Annotated in this window: 21 protein-coding genes; 3 read left to right on the plus strand and 18 right to left on the minus strand. The window is 52.1% G+C overall.

Annotated elements, in window-relative coordinates:
* Nucleotides 1-232 precede the first annotated feature (232 nt).
* From H627_RS0113075 to H627_RS18405, 8 genes are all read right to left on the minus strand, one after another.
* Nucleotides 233-2,038, minus strand: a complete 1,806-nt coding sequence (locus H627_RS0113075; protein WP_027829310.1) for an immunoglobulin-like domain-containing protein — start codon at nucleotides 2,036-2,038, stop codon at nucleotides 233-235.
* A 123-nt stretch (nucleotides 2,039-2,161) separates the two neighbouring features.
* Nucleotides 2,162-3,391: a serine hydrolase domain-containing protein gene (locus H627_RS18395; RefSeq protein WP_051225436.1), complete on the minus strand. Its 1,230-nt coding sequence runs from the start codon at nucleotides 3,389-3,391 to the stop codon at nucleotides 2,162-2,164.
* Between the two features lie 105 nt (nucleotides 3,392-3,496).
* Entirely contained in the window at nucleotides 3,497-5,314 is a 1,818-nt protein-coding gene (locus H627_RS19465) for a polysaccharide deacetylase family protein (protein WP_051225437.1), read from the minus strand.
* A 155-nt stretch (nucleotides 5,315-5,469) separates the two neighbouring features.
* Nucleotides 5,470-6,435: a glycosyltransferase family 2 protein gene (locus H627_RS0113090; RefSeq protein WP_027829311.1), complete on the minus strand. Its 966-nt coding sequence runs from the start codon at nucleotides 6,433-6,435 to the stop codon at nucleotides 5,470-5,472.
* 100 nt (nucleotides 6,436-6,535) lie between these two features.
* Nucleotides 6,536-7,564 (minus strand): hypothetical protein, encoded by a 1,029-nt coding sequence (locus H627_RS0113095; RefSeq protein WP_027829312.1) that lies wholly within the window; start codon nucleotides 7,562-7,564, stop codon nucleotides 6,536-6,538.
* 226 nt (nucleotides 7,565-7,790) lie between these two features.
* Nucleotides 7,791-8,153 (minus strand): hypothetical protein, encoded by a 363-nt coding sequence (locus H627_RS0113100; RefSeq protein ID WP_027829313.1) that lies wholly within the window; start codon nucleotides 8,151-8,153, stop codon nucleotides 7,791-7,793.
* Complete coding sequence (locus tag H627_RS0113105) at nucleotides 8,146-9,453, minus strand: Y-family DNA polymerase (RefSeq protein ID WP_035441089.1); 1,308 nt, start codon at nucleotides 9,451-9,453, stop codon at nucleotides 8,146-8,148. Before H627_RS0113105 ends, H627_RS0113100 begins: the two co-directional genes overlap by 8 nt.
* On the minus strand, nucleotides 9,443-9,853 hold the full coding sequence (locus H627_RS18405) for a hypothetical protein (RefSeq protein ID WP_051225438.1): 411 nt from the start codon (nucleotides 9,851-9,853) through the stop codon (nucleotides 9,443-9,445). Before H627_RS18405 ends, H627_RS0113105 begins: the two co-directional genes overlap by 11 nt.
* A gap of 230 nt (nucleotides 9,854-10,083) precedes the next feature.
* Here H627_RS18405 and H627_RS0113115 point away from each other — a divergent pair, with 230 nt between their 5' ends.
* The gene (locus H627_RS0113115) at nucleotides 10,084-11,157 is read left to right on the plus strand and encodes a hypothetical protein (RefSeq protein ID WP_027829315.1); all 1,074 of its coding nucleotides are present in this window, start codon (nucleotides 10,084-10,086) and stop codon (nucleotides 11,155-11,157) included.
* Between the two features lie 82 nt (nucleotides 11,158-11,239).
* Here the strand turns inward: H627_RS0113115 and H627_RS0113120 are convergent, their stop codons facing one another.
* The 8 genes from H627_RS0113120 to H627_RS0113155 all read right to left on the minus strand — a co-directional run bounded on the left by H627_RS0113120 (nucleotide 11,240) and on the right by H627_RS0113155 (nucleotide 14,278).
* Nucleotides 11,240-11,518, minus strand: a complete 279-nt coding sequence (locus H627_RS0113120; protein WP_027829316.1) for a DUF2922 domain-containing protein — start codon at nucleotides 11,516-11,518, stop codon at nucleotides 11,240-11,242.
* Nucleotides 11,519-11,552: 34 nt separating this feature from the next.
* A complete protein-coding gene (locus H627_RS0113125; RefSeq protein WP_027829317.1) occupies nucleotides 11,553-11,759 on the minus strand; it encodes a DUF1659 domain-containing protein in 207 nt (68 codons plus the stop codon).
* Nucleotides 11,760-11,899: 140 nt separating this feature from the next.
* On the minus strand, nucleotides 11,900-12,154 hold the full coding sequence (locus H627_RS0113130) for a hypothetical protein (protein ID WP_027829318.1): 255 nt from the start codon (nucleotides 12,152-12,154) through the stop codon (nucleotides 11,900-11,902).
* Complete coding sequence (locus H627_RS0113135) at nucleotides 12,151-12,432, minus strand: hypothetical protein (RefSeq protein WP_027829319.1); 282 nt, start codon at nucleotides 12,430-12,432, stop codon at nucleotides 12,151-12,153. Before H627_RS0113135 ends, H627_RS0113130 begins: the two co-directional genes overlap by 4 nt.
* Before the next feature lie 15 nt (nucleotides 12,433-12,447).
* Nucleotides 12,448-12,714, minus strand: a complete 267-nt coding sequence (locus H627_RS0113140) for a hypothetical protein (RefSeq protein WP_027829320.1) — start codon at nucleotides 12,712-12,714, stop codon at nucleotides 12,448-12,450.
* On the minus strand, nucleotides 12,711-13,007 hold the full coding sequence (locus H627_RS0113145) for a hypothetical protein (RefSeq protein ID WP_027829321.1): 297 nt from the start codon (nucleotides 13,005-13,007) through the stop codon (nucleotides 12,711-12,713). The genes H627_RS0113140 and H627_RS0113145 overlap by 4 nt, the downstream gene beginning before the upstream one ends.
* 18 nt (nucleotides 13,008-13,025) lie before the next feature.
* Nucleotides 13,026-13,307 (minus strand): hypothetical protein, encoded by a 282-nt coding sequence (locus H627_RS0113150; protein ID WP_027829322.1) that lies wholly within the window; start codon nucleotides 13,305-13,307, stop codon nucleotides 13,026-13,028.
* A gap of 26 nt (nucleotides 13,308-13,333) precedes the next feature.
* Complete coding sequence (locus tag H627_RS0113155; RefSeq protein WP_081674922.1) at nucleotides 13,334-14,278, minus strand: NAD(P)-dependent oxidoreductase; 945 nt, start codon at nucleotides 14,276-14,278, stop codon at nucleotides 13,334-13,336.
* 67 nt (nucleotides 14,279-14,345) lie between these two features.
* Here H627_RS0113155 and H627_RS0113160 point away from each other — a divergent pair, with 67 nt between their 5' ends.
* Nucleotides 14,346-15,533: an AAA family ATPase gene (locus tag H627_RS0113160; RefSeq protein ID WP_027829324.1), complete on the plus strand. Its 1,188-nt coding sequence runs from the start codon at nucleotides 14,346-14,348 to the stop codon at nucleotides 15,531-15,533.
* A gap of 82 nt (nucleotides 15,534-15,615) precedes the next feature.
* Here the strand turns inward: H627_RS0113160 and H627_RS18410 are convergent, their stop codons facing one another.
* A complete protein-coding gene (locus H627_RS18410) occupies nucleotides 15,616-16,038 on the minus strand; it encodes a C39 family peptidase (RefSeq protein ID WP_226999228.1) in 423 nt (140 codons plus the stop codon).
* A 330-nt stretch (nucleotides 16,039-16,368) separates the two neighbouring features.
* Between H627_RS18410 and H627_RS0113175 the strand changes: the two genes are divergently transcribed.
* A complete protein-coding gene (locus H627_RS0113175; protein WP_027829325.1) occupies nucleotides 16,369-17,634 on the plus strand; it encodes an RNA-guided endonuclease TnpB family protein in 1,266 nt (421 codons plus the stop codon).
* A gap of 507 nt (nucleotides 17,635-18,141) precedes the next feature.
* On the opposite strand, the gene H627_RS0113180 is transcribed toward H627_RS0113175, so the two are convergent.
* A partial coding sequence (locus H627_RS0113180) for an IS5/IS1182 family transposase (RefSeq protein WP_027829326.1) occupies nucleotides 18,142-18,471 on the minus strand: 330 nt, incomplete at its 5' end.

Raw genomic sequence — 18,471 nt, forward strand, 5'->3', positions numbered from 1 at the left:
CCAAGATGTCTTAAACCACCGGTTAAGGAAGTGCCTTGGATACCGCAGCGCAATCGCGGCGCTCCAGGCCTCCCCCCTGGGCCTGGAGGAATCCCTGCCCACTACCTAAACCAATTCACATGGATGAGTCTTCACTGTTGCACTTAATTTGACAATTCGGGATAGACACCTGGAACCAGAGATGCCGGATTCCAGATACCTATTCAAATCAATGCTTATCGTTCACGAATGATTACTTAGTTAAACGACCGTAATCAGCACGAATCCATTGGTTGCCGCCCAAGTTGTAGTATTGCTTGCCATCACCAAGTGTCTTGATGGCGAACACTTTCCACTTGGAACCACCGGGCAGGATGCCCTTAGCTTGCAAGGAATCGTTGTAGAAGGCTGTACCCCAAGTCGGGTGACTCGGTACAGAGATGGTGAACACTCCAGACGCGGCCTGGCTTTGGTCATTGGTCACATCGCTGGCCTTGATGTATTGATTACCGCCTAAATTGTAAGCAATCAGAGTGCCATTGTTATAGACTTCCTTGTAAGAAACCCAGGAAGTCGCGTAGCCCAATGTCCGCCCGGAAATGGCGTTGCTGGTTGTCGGATCGCTATACAATTGGGCGCCCGACTGATTGCCAATCGCTACAGTTTGGGTCTTGACTTGATAAGCAATGTTGGCTGATGAAGTCGAAACGTCACTGGCCTTTACGTATTGATTGCCACCTAGGTTGTATGCGACAATCTTGCCGCTAGCATCAGTAACGACCGCCGGAGACTTCCAAGCGGAGCCTGCCGAGAGGGTCCGACCGCTGATTGCCTTGGTCGTGCCTTTATCCGAATACAGTTGCGCAGTAGTGTCAGCATTGATATAAACCACTTGATCCTTATTGGTTTGGGTCAATGCCGCAGGCGTCCCAACAACCACCGGCACCTTGACGGATACCTTATCGTCGTTGCCGTTTCTAACCGTGACCGGAACATCGTAGCTGGCATCACTAGCCGTGCTGTCAATGACATCACGCACAGCATCGTTGCTGCTGAATTGGCTAGTCAGTTTAGGCGTTACGGTGTAATGATCAGTGGTGCTTGAATCGCCGGGCTTAAAGTAATGTGTGTACGTGGCTGTTAAATTGCCATCCTCACTGACCAAGGCCTTTAGAGCTGCTGTAATATCGTCAAAAGAAACATTCTTCTTGAAGGTCAAAGCCTTGGCATCCGCATCATTCAATGCCACGGCCTCGCCGTTTTTGTATGTCTTCGTAGTGTTCTTAGCGGATTGATACGTGAAGACCGGAACGGAATCGCCCATCACTGTCACGGCCCGTTTAAGCACCCGAGTGAGACCAGCCGTATTCTTTACCGTGTAAGTGATCGTGTAATCGCCAGGAGTGTTACGATCCAAGTTGGATTGGTCAATCGTGTAAGCCGACGTGCCCAAATTGGTCAAATCGTCCTCATTTTCATAAAAACCAACACCCGCAGTCGGGTCGAAACTTGCACCCTTCTCAATATATGCCTTGCCAGCATTTTTAATGTAGGGTGCTTTTGCCGAATCCCGAACGGTAACGGTAATGTTCACTGTTGCCTTCTCATCGGTATCAGGATTTGTCACAGTAAACGGAATAGTCGTTTTACCAGCTTTATCCAAACTGTCGACGTACTTACCAAGCTTCGCATACGTGTACGTCCCGCGGTCAAATTGGCCTGCACCAAATTTCAACGCGGTCTTCTTGCCTGCATCACTGGTGTAATAAGCCGTCAGAACGGGATCAGTAACTAAGTCCTTCTTAGCCTGAGCCAAAACTGCGGTAAAAATATCGTCACCGGATTCGCTTGTGTCATAAATCTGATTTTTGTTGAGGACATCAAGCGTTACACCGCTTTGGTAGGTAACACTGCCAATTTCAAAATATGGCACTGTCTTTGCTGCTGCTTGTGCTGTCCCATTTCCCTGGGCAACTGTTGCCGTCACTGCAGGTGCGGCAACTGGCGCAACAGCCAATAAGGCTGCTGCAACTAACCCAACATACTTTGTGTTTTTCATTGTAATAGAGTCCCTCCATGATCTGTGATTAACCAACCGACGTCATAGAAACCAGTATTAGTATAACGTACGCTAGCAGTCTCGCCAAGACAAAACGGAGAAGTCTTCTTACGGTTCTGTAAGTTAATCGGACAGTTCAGCGGTTTGAGCAAAGTTATAATACCATTTGGCCTTGTCCAGCGCTTTATTATACTCATATGGCCGGTTGGACATCAAAACGATTGCAGTATTACCGTCTTTGCTCATGGCGAAGACTAGGTCTTGATAGTTTTTGACACCGTGGGAATAAACATAATCCGGGAAGTTATACACCCCGCCCCCGTATTGCCCGTCCGTCGTATCCCGCAGCGTATCCAAGTCGTCAGTGCTAATGTATTTGCCCTGATTAATGGCGCGCTCAAGCTGGTAAAGGGCGTATGGGGTAGTGTAGATATTGCCCGTGCCTAGTTCACCACGCATATCAGCCAGCTTCTCAGTGATGGTTTCGCCGTAAGTACCGATGCCGTCTTTAGCGACGTAGCTGACGGTCCGATTAGCCTGTTTAGCAAAATTCCATGCAAAGCCAACCTGGGCATTCGTGAAATTAAGCGGCTGGAATAGATGCTGGGTGATGTATTGTTCGTAACTCTGACCGCTGACTTTCTCAATAATTCCAGCCAGCAAGACAAAATTCACTGCCTGATAGTTCTGCTTACCGTGAAAGGCCGCGTCATAAACTAGATTATCCAAGTTGCGTTGGACTACCTGGGCGTCCGTGAGCACGGCCTTTGGCGCCCCTAATGTATAGATCAAGCCACTGCGCATGTCGAGCATCTGGCGAATGGTGATATTATGGCTGCTTGGAATCTGACTGTAATATTGATGAATATTGTCACTGTAGTGCACCTTCCCTTGGGCAATCAGCTGGGCCAAGGCGATCGCGGTGAGCGACTTTTGAGTGGAACCGATTTGAAAAATTGATTTTACTGTGTTCAAACGCTTCTTACTGGCGTCTGCGTATCCGAAACCTTGATGGTAAATGATTGTCCCGTTGCGAACCATCAACACCGTGCCGATGAATTGCTCGCTGTTCAGGCGTTTGACCAATTGGGCTTCGGCGGTACTGCTAAGTTTATTGACGCTGGATTGGCCCGGCTGGGCTGGCAGCTTTTTGCTCGCGGCCTGGAGATCTTTATTCAAATCACTGACCCGGAGGGCTAGACTGCTACGGTCAGCGGCATCTTTTTCGGTTTCCCGCTTAACTTCAGCCACGTGCCGGGGCCGGACATAAGAATAGTAAACCGTAATGCCGGCCGCACCGATAATGGCTCCACCGATCAACAGACCAATGATAAATGTGGTAATCCGTTTCATTTCTCCATAACTCCCCCAATTAATCTAGCCTTCATTATCATCCGCTGGTCAATGCAATGTAAAGCAAAAGGCGCACCGTTTGATGCGCCTTGAGAAAATCTTTGCTCACTTTAAAATTGGCGGACCAATGACGATTCCAGAAACCTCTTGGTCTTTGCCGTGTTCCACTAAATACTGGAATTGAGCGGCCGTCAGGCCAGGGGAAACCTTGATCCGATTCAAGCTGTACAACCCATTGTCCTTGCTGGCTAACCCATCGTGAATTCGCAACCCCAGCGTGTAACCGCTGGCGGCTGCTTCGGTTTTGGTAGCGTCGTTATAATTGCCGTAAGGATAAGCGATGGCGGTGGTATTCTGCTGATAGGTACTATCCAAGTATTGTTTGGCACCCAGCATTTCCTGCTTTTGCTGATAATCCGGCAGTTGGCTCAAATCAAAGTGGTTCACAGTATGGGACTCAATGTCCATGCCATTTTCTTTCATGATCACTGCTTGCTGACGGGTCAACCCACCCGTGTTGGTGATTAGGAACATCGTCCCGTGCACACCGTTTTGCTGAATAATCGGCAACCCTTTAGTGAACCAGCTCTCGTAGCCGTCATCCATCGTCAGCCAAACCAACTTATCGCTAGGAGCCTGGTTAGTCGTTAAAACCGTATATGCCTCCTGCGTATTTAAGAAGTAGTAGCCATTGTCGCGCAGCCACTGCATTTCTTGGGCGAATTCCCTAACAGGTACATACCAGCTATTATTTGGCTGATTGTCAGCGAGCTCATGATACATCAGAATTGGAAATTGGATAGTATCTGCCTTTTTTTCCCAATTCGTTGTGTCTTGAGCATTGGTGACCCATTGCTTACCGCCTAAGTTATACCAAGTACTGCCGTTGATGACCTGGCTCGTGAAATAGCGCCATTGAGTGCCATTCTTCAATATCCGGTGAATAGCTGCTCCGTTTGGCGCAGTAAAGATATTTGTTGTCCCCAATAACGTCACGATACGCTTCGCAGTGGGCCCTGTCGGTTTCTGACCTGCCGCACTGCTCGTAGCGCTGTCTAGCGTAATCCATTGATTAACACCAATTTTATACCATTTCACCCCATTGAGCGAAACGGTGCCCTGGAGCACCTGGTTAGTGTTACCAGATACTATTTGTGCCGTCTTGATTCGATTGGCCGTATAAGTTGTCCAAATCGGTACAGATGTCGGCACATACACGTACTGCTCGAAGCCTGGATTGTATGCCGGATCTGTAGTCACCCAATCGTCGTTACCGATGTTATACCACGTCGTGCTGCCCTCTGTAAGAGTGTTAGTGTAAGTTACACTAGACAACGCCGGCAGGGTCCTGCTCGTTGCCCGTCGTTGCATACCTGTTCCCGTGTAAACCGTAGTGGTGAATGACAATTGCAAAGTTTGTTGGGCCGACACTGGATTATACCGGCTACTAGTGCTTGCCCACTCATCTTTACCGACTTGATACCATGGACTACCGTCCAAGTCAATATAGGCCGTAACTGTCTTCCCCGTCCCAGCAGCAATACTGTCGGCGGTCTTTATCCGATGGCCCCCCAAGCCACGATAAATAGTGATCGGCGTGCGGGTCCACAACCGGCTCTCGTAAGTTGGATTTGCGCTGGGGTCAAAGCTAATCCAGCGATCGTCGCCCAGACCCAGCCAAGAGTAACCATCCACAGTAGTCATATCACCAATCTTGACTTGCTGACCAGGCTGAACGCTCTCCCCAGTTGCTTGGGCGGATTTACCCGTGCCGCTATATACCGTCAAAACCTGATGGACTGTTAAACTATTCGTCGCACCAGGTGCAGCTGCTTGTGCTTGTCCCCGAGCAGTCCCGATGACTCCAAACAGCAGAATGACCAGTAACCCCAAGAACCAGCAAAAATGCCGCTTTTTCTCCATGACTTTTTCCCCTCTCCCTCAATAAAATCAGCAAGCGGCCGCTCTTTCTCAACCACCACTTACCATGTAGCTTCATTATAACAACAACTCGCAGAAAAAGTACTACGGAACGTCTGGGAAGTTGCATATCGGATAAAATTGCTGCCAATTACGACCTATTTTTTCTCCGATGGGGTCACGGTATCCTCTTCAATAATAAACCGCGGCCGGCGTTTCACTTCGGTGTAGATCTTGCCGATGTATTCTCCCAGCACGCTGATGGCAATCATCAACGCACCGCCGATGATCCAGAGCGAGCAGAACATGGAGGTCCACCCCGGCACGACCCGGCCGCGGCCATGCTGGACAAGGGAGTAGATGAAGGCGGCAATGCCGATGAAAACGAAGAGAAAACCGATATCCATGACGAGCCGGATCGGTTCGATGGAGAAGCTGGTGATGCCGTCGAAGGCGAAGGAAAGCATCTTTTTCAGCGGATACTTGGACTCCCCTGCTGGTCGGGGCAGGCGAGCGTATTCGACGGTGGTGCTGGGGTAGCCGACCAGGGGGACCATCGCGCGGAGGAAGAGGTTTTCTTCTGGGAAGGAAAGCAGTGTCTTCACCGCCCGCTGGCTGAGCAGGCGGAAATCGGCACTGTTGGGGATCATTTGCACGCCGAGACGGTTCATCAGGCCGTAGAACATCCCAGCCGTGCCCCGCTTGAAGGCCGTGTCGGTCTGCCGGTCGTTGCGCACGCCGTAGACGACGTCGTAACCGTTTTGAAATTGTTTGACCATTTTGGGAATGGCATTGATGTCGTCCTGGAGATCGGCGTCGATGGAAATGACGGCATCCATTAATGGCGCGGTGACGCTTAAGCCGGCCAGCAGCGCGCGCTGGTGGCCGAAGTTGCGGCTGAGTTTCACGCCGGTGACCCGGGGGTCTTCGGTTTGGGCCTGCTGGATCAGCGGCCAGGTCTGATCTTGACTGCCGTCGTCGACGAACACTAAGCGGCTTTTAGGCGTCACCAGCTGGTCGGCAATCATTTGGTCCAGCAGTTTCTCTAAGCGGGGCAAGGAAATGGGCAGGACGGCTTCTTCGTTATACGCGGGTAAGACAATGGCGAGATCAATGGCGGTCATATTTTTTGGCTCCTCGTTCTGATAATTTCTATTCCTAAGCATAACAAAAACGCGGCCAAAATGGGCCGCGTTTCACTGTTGCTGATTAAGTTTTGTATGGTTAACTCTTACGCCGCTGCCGCCACAGGAGGACCAGTACGCCGCCAAGCAGCGCGGCGCTCACGACGGTGATGCCAATGGCCAGCCACTGCGTGTGACTTTTAGTTGTCTTACCCGCTGCACTCTTCAAGTGCGTCGCGGCGGATTGGCTGCTGCTGTCGTTATCGGCGCTGTCCTTCTTCGCTGAACTGGACGTGCTGCCTTTCTTACTGCTGGTTGCACTGGACGATGAAGACTGGCTGTTCTTGTTGCCGCTAAACCAGCCGGTGAACCAGCTGTACCAGGGCTTGCTGGACGAACTGGCGGCACTGTCGCTGTCTTGACCAGACGCCTGCTGGGTCGTGCTGGACGACTTCTTGCTGCTGGTACTCTTGTTCTGACGGGGCCCGTCAGGAATCTTGGGCGTGTCGGAACTCGTACTGCTGCTGGACGGCTGGGAAGACGGTTGGCTGGTTGATGTACTCGGGGTACTGCTGGGCGTGCTGCTGCCGCCACTGCTCTGACCGCCGCTGCTGCTCCCAGAACCAGACCCGGTCCCGCCGTTGCCGCCTGTGTCGCCGCCGGGATTCTTGGTCGGCAGATACGTCACATAGATCGTACCGCCCTCTTTGGGGACTTGCACCTGAACGCCGACCACCAGCGAATCCACATCTTGACTGTCCTCTGGGTAATACCCGGCAACCACCGGCACATCAATGCTAGTGCCCTCTTGCACCGGGCCGTAACTGGTCGCTGGCACCTTCAGGGACTGCTGATAAGGATCCACCGGTACGATCTGGCCGCTGACTTCCTTGACACCGGTATTGGAGTCGCCGTTAGACGGACCGGACGAGTCATCCGATTGGTCGTCATTTTTATTACCTGTATCGGCTTGGCTCGTCGGCGGTGTACTGTTGTCCGTCGCCGCCCGCGCATTATGTACAGCGACGATGCCCGCGGCGGTCAACGTGAGGACCCCGGCCAAAAGAACAGCCCCAATCAAGCGGCCGATCCTAGACGTGAACATGGTATTCTTCTTTGGCTTCATCATTGGTTACACCTCGCGTTAAACATCCGTTAGCTTTCCTTAACGATTCCTTTTAAGTATATCATAGCGGCATTGGTCTTCCTCAATCCTTAGACCGATATTCCCTGACGAAAGTTCAAGTTGGGTATATCCTACCGCAAATCCGGGGGTTATATATTACGATAAGGTAAAGAATGGTGACATTCAACTTACAGTGTTGTCACATTGCCCAAAATCGGTCTATATCTGTTTAAGAACGCTTGTTATTTTTATCGGTGGGAAGATAGGCCGTGCTGTGGCGGTGGCCGTGGAGCGGGTCGAAGGTCACGGCGGGGACCAGTTTCTCCAGGTGGGCAGTATCCCGGGGAACGATCCGCAAGTGGGAATGGGCCTTGAGGTCGGCCAAAACTTCGGCGTACAGGCCGCTGGCAAAGGGCAAGGACAACAACTCATTGGAGTGGACAATGGCCTCGCCTTTCTTCTGGGACTCAATAAAGAAGCCGTAGACGTTATCGAATCGGTTTTTGACGATGACCAGCCAGTAACGGTAGTTGTATTCCCGCAAGAAATAATGGTCGTAGCGTTTTAATAACAACTTGCTTTCGTCACGCATGATGCCCGCCAATCAGGTCGGCCCGATCAATGGCCGTCCCGCCTTTCGTCTTACTGGAAGCCCGCACCAGCGCCTTGACGCCGAAACGGGTCTGGATGTTATCGATCACCCGGTCCAACTGGGCCCGGTCCAGAGTGTGCTGGCCGGTCTCGAACACATTCAATTGGAGACTGTGCTGTTCCGAGATCCGGGTGCAGCGCACGCCGACGTTGCGGATAGGGCTGCCGTCCCATTTCTTATTAAATAGGTAAACGGCAATGGTGGCGATCTCGTCGTCCAGGTTCGTCGGTGTGACACGGGTCTGGGCGGAGAAAAAGCCGCGGCGCTGGTCGCTTTCTTCCGCATACCCGATATTGATGCCGATGATCTCGCACTGGACTTGGTGGCGGCGCAGCCGGGCGGCCACCTGGTGGGCGATCTCCCGAATGATCGTGGTGCAGTCTTCAAAGGTGGTATAATCCCGCATCAACACTTGAGAATTGCCGTAGCCCCGGGTCTCATTCCGGGGCACGTAGCGGTGCTCCAAATTGGAGTAATCGATTCCCCAGGCATGGTAATAGAGCTGATCGCCGAGGATACCGAATTCTTTTTCCAGCATCTTCAAATTAGCATGGGCCAGTTCCTTGACTGTATAAATCCCCATGGCGTTGAGCCGTTTCGCCAGCCGGCTGCCAATGCCCCACATGTCGTCCAGCGGTGCAATTTTCCACACCGTTGCCGGTACATCGGCATAATCCCACTCAGCCCGCCACGGCGTCTTCTTTTTGGCTGCATTATCGAGGGCCAGCTTAGCCAGCAAGGGGTTGGGGCCGATGCCGACGGTGGTGACGATGCCGGTCTCGGTGAACACTTTGTGCTGGATGCGGGCAGCAATCTCGTCGTTGTCGCCGAACAGCTTGTGGGACCCGGAGACGTCCAGGAAGGATTCGTCGATGGAGTACGGGAACCAGTGGGGCCGGTCGGTGAACTGCTGGTAGATGTGGTTGATGCGCATATTGCGGTCAATGTAATCAGCCATGTGTGGTTCGACGATGGTCAGGTTCATCTGCGGTTTGATTTCGTAACGCCGGGTGCCTAGTTTCACCCCATAGGTTTCCTTCGAGTACGGCGACGCGGCCAGAACCAGGCCGCCGCTGCTTTCTTCCCGGGAGAGCACGACCATATTGGCCGCCAGCGGGTCGATGCCGCGCTTGATGGCTTCGGTACTGGCGTAGAAGGACTTGCAGTCGATGCACATGAAGTCCCGCCGGGGCAGCGCGGTCGGGTCGGATAGCGGCGTCTTTTCTTCCTTATTGGCCATAATTATTCACCCCGGCACGGTACCATTTGGCCGGTTCTTCGGCGCGAATATTACGGATGGCCGCCACATTAAGCTGCTTGGCGCCATGGGTCGTGTAGAGCAGCACCCGGCCGTCATTCGAAAAACCGGCAACGGTGCCCACCGCGTCCGGCGGAAAATGGTCATTTTCTAACACGTTCAGTTGAATATGGACGGTCTCCCCCGTCAGATAGGCATTATCCAGCAGCGCGCCAATCGTTGCTTCGTCCTGCTGGACCTGGGGCGTGCCCACCGGCTGGCCGGTATCGCTGTCCTGTTCCAACGCGGCGGTGTGGTCGCTGAGAAAGAAGCCCAGCCACTTCACCATGCCCCGATCGGGATAAAGCCACTTGCTGCGCGGCGGATCATAGATGTTCGCCATACTAACACCTTCCATTGCTAAATTAAGATGATGTTCGTCTGCTCGGTTGTTGAACGGACGTTCGCATACCTTCATGATACGGTATCGATTGGGATAAGGCAAGCATACGTTCGCTTCTAAATGTTAAAATATTGCCTATGGATAGCATATTTGTTGCGCTTACATGCCAGCGATGCTACGCTATTCCCAGATTGTGAATACCAGCAATGGTGTGAGAGGAGACTTTTATCATGCGTCAGTTCAAACATTTACTAATTGCGACGGCCCTGTTGAGCGCTGGGGCCTTGGCGATAACGCCAATTGTTGCACAGCCAGCAACCGTAAGCGCCGCCACGACTCAAACCAAGGGGGACGGCGTGGTCACTCCGGCCAAGGGAGTAGTGTATATTGCCCGCAGTGGCGGGGCCAACACATACAGCGATCCGGCCAGTCTGACATCGGTCAATGGTCATCTGGCTTTCGGCTCAGCGTGGCGCTACAGTGCGATACTGAATAGTCCGACCACTGGCGTAACGGCCTATAAAGTGAGCGGCACACAATGGGTAGCAAACATTGATGTGTCCAATGCGCCCACTGCCACTGGTAAAATCACGGCCCAGAAGAAGAGCGGCAAGCTGTATCTCAGTTATTACAATGACGGTATTGCGACGTATAAAGATCCGGAAATGAAGCAAATCAATACCGGGTATGCCCAATTGACGTTCATTCCCATGCCAATGGGCGAAAACGGCGTCGCCTACGACCAAATCGCAGTGAATACCATGGGGCAAACAACGGCCTATCACTTGGCCCAGGGCTGGGTGCCAGCTGGCGGTTACTTCTATGAAGAGAATCCAGCTGTCTATACGGTTGAAAAAGGTGCCGGTACGGTTATCGTTGGCACAAAGGGCGCCCCGATTTATACGGATCAGACCTTGACCAAGACGACTGGCCGCACCTTAGCGGCCGGCAGTCAGTGGCAGTACTTTAGTTACCTGAAGGGCCAGCAAAGCGGTGTCTTCACCTCTCAGAACGCCTATAACTTAGGCGGTAACCAATGGGTCGCCCGGCGGGATGTGACCGCCTATGCTAATGGCGTCCGGATCAACAGCAATATCTTCACGGTTAACTATCCGGCGCACCCGACTTGGTCCGTAGCGAAGTACCAGTTCGTGAATGGCCAGATGAAAGCCGTTGGGCTATTGCCAGCCAAGTCGCAGTGGAAGACTTTCCAAGATCGCATAGTGGGCGGCAAGATCTATCATAGCCTGGGCGGTAACCAGTGGGTATTGGCCTCAACCGGTACCTTGAAATATAATTATTAACTCGTTTTATGTAATGAAAAGGGGGCGGCTCCGCCAATGGGCTGCCCCCTTTTCTCACTTCTTCAGCACTGCCCGCAGGAGACTAACGAGCTGCCGGAGCTGCTTCAGGGACTTCAGGCACTTCTGGAGTGCTTTCGCCAGCTTCGTCATCAAAAAGCGGTGTTTCAGTGCGTTCCACATACTTCGCCGAAACCGGCACATCGTACAGGAACACGGCGTCTTTGATGAAGATTTTGGAAGCGGCGATGGTGCCCATCGCTTTCTTCACTTGTTCCCCGGTCAGGTTCTGGTCGACATAATTCACGGACAAAGTCTTGCTCTTGCCTGCGGACGTGTGGTACTTCATTTGTAATTGCTTCATGCGGTTTTTCCTCCTTTAGTTGACTCGGGCCGAGTTAGGCGATTTGCGCCTTGGTGGTGAGAATCGTGGTGGTCAGAATGTCGCCGGCATGCAGCGTTGTCAGCGCATCCCCCACGGCAAGCAATTGCTCGGGCGTCGCGTCTTCGGCGATATTATTGAACCGCCGATCCAGCGTGCCGTTGTCATACGTGTCGTTCGTCAGAGAGAATGCTACGGAATTGCTTAACCAAGTTTTAGCCATTGTTTTTTCCTCCATCGGTGTGGTTTTTGTAAGCCGGCGGGCCCGCCTTGCCTCACATTGATAACAACGGATGGGGCGGGGGAAAACGGCAAAGAAAAACGGCTTTCTGCTTAAATTTTTGGCAGAAAGCCGTTGGGGCGCTATTTAACTGGGGTTTGGTGGGCACGAATCTGGGCGTAGAGGTCGTCGTACTGTTGCTGGGTGTATGGCCCATCACCGGCCAGCATCCGGGCAAACTCGTGGTCAGTAAACCCGGTAAAATCCAGTACTTGTTCGATGGAGACGTTGTTGTCGATCATTTCAAGGACGATTTTGTCTGCCTGCTTGCGATGGGGCATTTCCCGCCATTGACGAGCAATTTCTTTACCGCTGACGTACTCACTATCATCTATCATACTCGACCGTCCTCATTACCGGGTCCCTTGGTCCGTCTGTGACCATGGGCGCGAATCTGAGCATAGAGATTCTCGTACTGCTGATCGGTGAATGCCCCATCACCAGCTAACATCGCCGCAAATTCATTATCGATCAACCCAGTAAAAGCAAGGATTTGTTCAGTGCTCGCGTGGTATAAAACCATTATTTCAACGATTTGATGCCCTTGCGCGTAGTGCGGTAAAGAGCGCATCTTGTCCATGTACTCTTCGCCCCAGAGAAATTCGTCCTCATTCACTGACGCTCACTCCTATCAATTATGATCGTTAACCGAGTCGCGGCGATGCAGTTGAATCTGCGTGTAGAGCGCTTCATATTGCGCATTGGTGACAGCCCCATCACCAGCAAGCATGCGGGCAAATTCGTGCTCGGGCAAACCGCTAAGTGCAAAGACTTCTTCAGCAGTGAGATGATTGTGGATCATCTCATTAACAATTCTGTCAGCCTGCTTGCGATGGGGCATTTCACGCCATTGACGGGCAATTTCGTTGCCGCTGACGTACTCACTATCATCCATCATACTCGACCGTCCTCATTACCTAGCCCCTTGGTCAGTCTGTGACCATGGGCGCGAATCTGGGCATAGAGATTCTCGTACTGCTGATCAGTGAATGCCCCATCGCCAGCCAGCATCGCCGCAAACTCGTGATCCGAAAATCCAGTGAATGCCAGCAACTGCTCCCCAGTGACATTGTAACGAATCATCTGGACAGTAATTTTTCGACCCTGAGCGTAATGGGGCAACGACCGCATATAATCCATGTATGCTTTGCCCCAAAGGACGTCTCCCTTTGCAACTTTAGGTTCCTCCACACCACAGCCCTCCTGTCGTTAGTTTGCTTTTGACGACTGATCAGAACCATGTACCGGCTTATGCCCATGTTTCTCAATCTGAGCGAAAAGGTCGGTGTACTGCTGATCCGAAAAAGCACCATCACCAGCCAGCATTGCTGCGAACTCATTCTCGGTCAGGCCAGTGAAAGCAAGAATCTGTTCCGTGCTCACGTGGTTTAAAACCATTTTTTCAACGATTTGATGTCCCTGCGTGTAGTGCGGTAAAGAGCGCATTTTGTCCATGTACTCTTTGCCCCACGAGATGTCATCTTCGGCCATTGGCTTCTACCCCTTCGTCAGATCTTCTACTTCTGCCACCATAGCTTGATCAACCCTTGCGTACCCAAGTCGCCTAGCCCGTCCGAATCCACCATCACTTCATAAAGATGCTTAGCTTCCGCGGTTGCTGGCAACTCCAGCCCCATCCGATCCGCCTCATCCAGGGCAATCCGCAAGTCCTTCAAGAAATGCTTGGCGAAGAAACCAGGCGTATAGTCCCCCTGCAGCACCCGCGGACCGTAATTATCCAGCGACCAGTTCTGGGCCGCACCGCCGGCCAAGGTCTTTAAGGCTTGCTTGAGATCCAGCCCCGCCGCCTGGGCATACACCATCATTTCAGTCATCCCGGTCATCGTCCCGGCAATCATGATCTGGTTGGCCATCTTCATGTGCTGACCGCTGCCAGCCGGGCCGAAGTAGCTGATGCTGGTACCCATCTGTTGGAAGATCGGCAGCATCTTTTCGTAAGTATCCTTGTCGCCGCCAACCATGATCGTCAGCGTACCCTTCTTGGCGCCAATGTCGCCGCCGGATACGGGGGCGTCCAAGGCAGCCACGTTGGTCAGCTTTTTAGCCGCGGCGTCAATCTTTTTCGCCATCTCAGGTGACCCGGTTGTCATGTCGATAACGGTCAGACCGGCATGTGCGCCGGCAAAAACACCATCGTCCGCAAAGTAGACCTGCTCCACGTCTTTAGGAAAACCAACAATGGAGATGATCACATCGCTTTGTTGTGCCAACGCCGCCGGAGTGTCGGCCCATTTAGCACCGGTGTCGATCACCGTTTGCGCATGGGCCTTAGTGCGATTATACACTGTCACGTCTGAACCGTGGGCTAATAAGTTCTGGACCATGCCGGTGCCCATGACCCCAGTGCCGATAAATCCGATTTTCATTTGAGAAAGCCTCCTTGAAGTGTGATGCTGCTTATATTGTACCAAAGGTTGGGCAATACGCTGATTCCTTTGCATGGTGTTTTTCACGGGCGCACTGTATTATGGAGAAATAATTCTGACGCCACACTTGGAGGCTGTTGACATGCTTATCCACTTTTTTGCCCAAAATTTCCGTTCCCTGAACAACATTAACTTCTCGATGGAAACCGGAGAGCGCCTGCAACAACGTGAGGACACCAATACGTTTGCGCATGCCACGCCGTCCGTTTTAAAGTCGATCATGTTTTTCGGCGCTAACGGCGCTGGTAAAACCAATATCATCGATGCACTGCGAACGATGCAGCAGATTATCACCCATCCGCTGGCGCAGGCTGCCAATTTTTCAACAACTTATACACCCTTCTTGTTCGGCACAGAAATGACTGACAAGCCCACCACATTTTCACTCAGCTTTGTCGCCCAGAACGTTGCGTACTTTTACGATTTGGCCTACACCAGGGAACGAATTACTTCTGAAAGTCTCTCCGCCCAAATCAATGGGACCAATGTGCTCTACTTTGTCCGCGAGTTGGATCGCTTCGCCAACGTACCAAACAGTCTAAAATCGGTGGCCGCTGTCACTCGCCCTAATGAGTTGTTCTTGCACCGGGCATACACCGCTGGTGACAGACACGCCGCTAATGTCGTGCAGTGGTTTGCTAACGACTTGATTTTCTTCACGCCAACGGCTGAGCTGTCGAAATCGATGCTGACACTGCTGGAGGATCCACAGGCCAAGGCCAAAGTGCGATCCTTTCTGCAAGCAGCTGACATCAAAGTTCAGGATTTGGTCGTGTATAAACTGGAAAATGGCGAAAGAAGGCTATCCGTATCCCACAACATTTATGCGCCATCGGGCAGCGTAGCCGGTATGCGGCCCATCCCCTTCAGCGCCGAGTCCAAGGGCACGCAAAAAATGATCATGATGGCCTTAACGGTGCTCACCGCACAACAAGCGCGAGATCGAAAAGTAATCGTCTTCGACGGCTTCAGTGACTTTCTCCATGAGGAGGTATCCGGTGCCTTATTGCGGCTCTTTAACTCAGCTGAGAATCGCAATCAGTTTATCCTGACCACCCATACCTTGAGTTTACTGAATGCGGAACTGCGGGCAGATCAAATTTTCTTCGTCGAGAAGGACTTTCAAGGTGAAAGCCAGGTCTACTCGTTGTTTGATATCAAAGATGTACCGAACACCCAAGGTTTTGACCGGATTTCCAACTTATACAAATTCGGTACCTTTGGCGCTATCCCCGATATTGATCGTGACCAGATGCGGCAGATTCTCTGAAACACTGGCTGCTTCTGCCTAACGGGCATACAAAAACCACTCTGAATCTCGACGACGGATTCAGAGTGGTTTTTCGACTTTCTCAATACGAAATTGCCCGCCGCTTCTGTGTTTGCCAGTTCTTCTCAAACGCCGCGATACTCATCGTTCCCCGCTGGTTCGTCCAGCAGTCGAGATACGTCACGTTGCTGGCATCATAGCCAATGACGACCACGGCATGGTACGGGAACCCGTGCAGTGTCAGCCAAGCCACGACAGGGTGCTGGCGCAGGCCGACTTGATAACGAATGGCATCGAAGGACATGCCGGTCATGTTGATGGCGTTGCCGGCGTATTTTTGCACCAGGCCTATCAAAGCCGGCGGGAAGATGGTCACACCAGAACGGTCCCAGGGATTGCCGATGTATCCCTTGTTGGGATCCTTAGACCGGGGCATTTCCCGGGCCAGCTGCATCTTGTCGACTTTAGCGCCGGCATAGCGCAGCATCGTGGTCACGGCGGTGATCTCACAGCCGTTGGGCGATCAGCGGGATAGATGGCGCCGGTGGTGACCGTGGCCAGTGCCAGATTGCCTTCAATACGCAATAAGCAAATGCTGCCATCCGCAATATTCCCGCAACTGTTCACACATTTCTCCATATGCCGTCATTTCCTTAAAAACTTTTTTGTACCGGTTTATGCTTGCCCATCCAATAACAGCGATTTTCCCACTTCAACGTCTCTCTGCTGTAAGTGGGGGAAAATCGCTGAGCGTTTGACTTGACTGTTCGCTATGGCGATCTGGTATGCTGGTTTTAGAGAACGAGAACGTACTTTCCCACTAAAGGAGGCTAGTATGCAAAACGCTCAAGTACTCAAAATGCAGATCAAGTTCGCTCCAGACGATACTGTTGGACCAGCGGCCATGCAGGAAACCATGAACCACTATCGCGATGCCTGCGACCTGATTAGCCGGCACGTCTTCGACCGGGATTTTAAGTTCAGCGCCTTCTATCTCCACTCAGTCTTCTACAAGAAGCTCACGAATAAGACGTCCACGATGTATCTAAAATCCCAAATGGCCCAATCCACCACACGCACTGTAGCGGCACGCTACAAGGCTCTGGACACAGTTCAACACCAGAAGAACTGGGGTTGGAAGAATCCCGATACTGGCAAATGGGTCAAGGAACGGGCTAAAGACTTGACGGACTTGTGGTACCCGATCCGCTTCAAACGGCCGCAGGTTGATTTGGTGTTCAACCGGGATTGGTCGGTGTTGGATAACTGGGCGAAGTTGTCCCTGAACACCATTCGCGGTCGAGTGATTGTCACGCCCGTTACCACCCATTGGGAGAAGTATCTCACCGGCGCATGGAAATTTGGCACGGCAAAAGTCATCAAATCAGGCCAAAAATGGTTTGTCCACATCAGTGTGACTCAGGAAGTCCCGGATGTTCCATTGGAAAGTATCCAGCGGATAGTCGGAATGGATCGCGGTTTGATCAATATCCTCACGGCCTATAATGATGAAACCGGTGAAACTGAGTTTATCAGCGGTAAGAAGCTGCTCAACAGACGCCGTCGCGGAAAGCAGCAGCGCAAGCACCTGCAACAGAAACGGACCTCCGCTGCCCGGCAGCGGCTCAAGAAAATCGGTCATCGAGAAAACGGTTGGGTGACGAATATGAATCACCAGCTTGCTAAGGCACTCCTTGACTTCTATGGGCCTGGGACACTGTTTCCCATCGAAAAGCTGAATGACATCCGTGAAGCGCTGGAAAAATCACCAAAGGATAAGAAGTACGAGCAGGTCAGCTGGCCCTTTTACCAGCTGGAACAGTTCTTGCTGTACAAAGCTCAGCAGTATGGCTGTATCGTGATCAAAGTAGATGCGCACTACACCAGCCAGCGCTGTCCCAAGTGCGGCACCATTGACAAGAGTGCTCGAAATCATCAGCTCCACGAGTACCATTGTAAGCAGTGCGGCTTCCGCACCAATGATGACCGGGTAGCAGCGATGAACCTGACTGAACTCGGCCGGCGTTATTTGGCCGGCGACAAAGAGCCGTCGTTTGACTCAAAGAAGCAAAAGAAAGCAAACCGGTCGGGCATGGCCTGACTTGTCGTCAGGGCGTTGTCAGCCGCCCTCGGATGTAACCATCGCGTAGGAGTCGTGAGACGTTTGGACTACAGTTTCTCAAGGGTTCCAAGAGAAGCACCGATACACTGGGCGTGAGTTGCAAGCTTCCACTTCAACTACTTCGGTCATAAGTGGGGCATAATTGACTTTATCATGTATTTAAGCAAAAAGATGTTGCTTGTGAGGGAAATGCAAAAGAGAAAATTTGTTTCACGCTAACTCACCGTCGCAACGGTGGTCGTAATAACTGTTGCACTGGTACTGAGCACACTCTCCACACTTTATGCCGCAGACAGCAGCGTCGGGGGTGGCCACACCCGATGGTCTTAGAAAAAGATGTCGGCAAAATATATGGTGGCGATGAAGCACGACGCGCTCTTGTACCAATATCAAGACGGCGCTACTTCGGCACCAGCCGGTTGCTGAATACCGATTCTACCTGGCAGACTTTCAGCAAATCCACCGACACTAGGGTGTGTCTGAAAATTACTTAAGCCATACCCATATTGCTGCAACGTAAACCGCGCCCAGAAAGACATGCGCGAGCTTATCATAGCGTGTGGCTATACGCCTGAACTCCTTCATCTGGTTGAAGAAGCCTTCGATTAGATGTCGCTCCTTGTAAAGATAGAAGTCGCACGGCCAGGGGTTCACTGCATTGCTTTTGGGTGGGATTGTGTAGTATCCCTCCTGAGACGTGATGAAGTCTCGTAGCGCCTGCGTCCCGTACGCTTTGTCCGCCAGGACATTGACGCTCTTCAATGGAATAGTACCGAGCAACGGTGCAGCCACTGTACTATCGTGTACCTCGCCGCC

Origin of the sequence: Schleiferilactobacillus harbinensis DSM 16991, from assembly GCF_000425885.1 — a bacterium.
GTDB classification, from domain to species: domain Bacteria; phylum Bacillota; class Bacilli; order Lactobacillales; family Lactobacillaceae; genus Schleiferilactobacillus; species Schleiferilactobacillus harbinensis.

Bases quoted from the DNA above. Each gene is read 5' to 3' on its own strand.
- H627_RS0113075 (WP_027829310.1), bottom strand. From the start codon at position 2,038: ATGAAAAACACAAAGTATGTTGGGTTAGTTGCAGCAGCCTTATTGGCT.
- H627_RS18395 (WP_051225436.1), bottom strand. From the start codon at position 3,391: ATGAAACGGATTACCACATTTATCATTGGTCTGTTGATCGGTGGAGCC.
- H627_RS19465 (WP_051225437.1), bottom strand. From the start codon at position 5,314: ATGGAGAAAAAGCGGCATTTTTGCTGGTTCTTGGGGTTACTGGTCATT.
- H627_RS0113090 (WP_027829311.1), bottom strand. From the start codon at position 6,435: ATGACCGCCATTGATCTCGCCATTGTCTTACCCGCGTATAACGAAGAA.
- H627_RS0113095 (WP_027829312.1), bottom strand. From the start codon at position 7,564: ATGATGAAGCCAAAGAAGAATACCATGTTCACGTCTAGGATCGGCCGC.
- H627_RS0113100 (WP_027829313.1), bottom strand. From the start codon at position 8,153: ATGCGTGACGAAAGCAAGTTGTTATTAAAACGCTACGACCATTATTTC.
- H627_RS0113105 (WP_035441089.1), bottom strand. From the start codon at position 9,453: ATGGCCAATAAGGAAGAAAAGACGCCGCTATCCGACCCGACCGCGCTG.
- H627_RS18405 (WP_051225438.1), bottom strand. From the start codon at position 9,853: ATGGCGAACATCTATGATCCGCCGCGCAGCAAGTGGCTTTATCCCGAT.
- H627_RS0113115 (WP_027829315.1), top strand. From the start codon at position 10,084: ATGCGTCAGTTCAAACATTTACTAATTGCGACGGCCCTGTTGAGCGCT.
- H627_RS0113120 (WP_027829316.1), bottom strand. From the start codon at position 11,518: ATGAAGCAATTACAAATGAAGTACCACACGTCCGCAGGCAAGAGCAAG.
- H627_RS0113125 (WP_027829317.1), bottom strand. From the start codon at position 11,759: ATGGCTAAAACTTGGTTAAGCAATTCCGTAGCATTCTCTCTGACGAAC.
- H627_RS0113130 (WP_027829318.1), bottom strand. From the start codon at position 12,154: ATGATAGATGATAGTGAGTACGTCAGCGGTAAAGAAATTGCTCGTCAA.
- H627_RS0113140 (WP_027829320.1), bottom strand. From the start codon at position 12,714: ATGATGGATGATAGTGAGTACGTCAGCGGCAACGAAATTGCCCGTCAA.
- H627_RS0113150 (WP_027829322.1), bottom strand. From the start codon at position 13,307: ATGGCCGAAGATGACATCTCGTGGGGCAAAGAGTACATGGACAAAATG.
- H627_RS0113155 (WP_081674922.1), bottom strand. From the start codon at position 14,278: ATGCAAAGGAATCAGCGTATTGCCCAACCTTTGGTACAATATAAGCAG.
- H627_RS0113160 (WP_027829324.1), top strand. From the start codon at position 14,346: ATGCTTATCCACTTTTTTGCCCAAAATTTCCGTTCCCTGAACAACATT.
- H627_RS0113175 (WP_027829325.1), top strand. From the start codon at position 16,369: ATGCAAAACGCTCAAGTACTCAAAATGCAGATCAAGTTCGCTCCAGAC.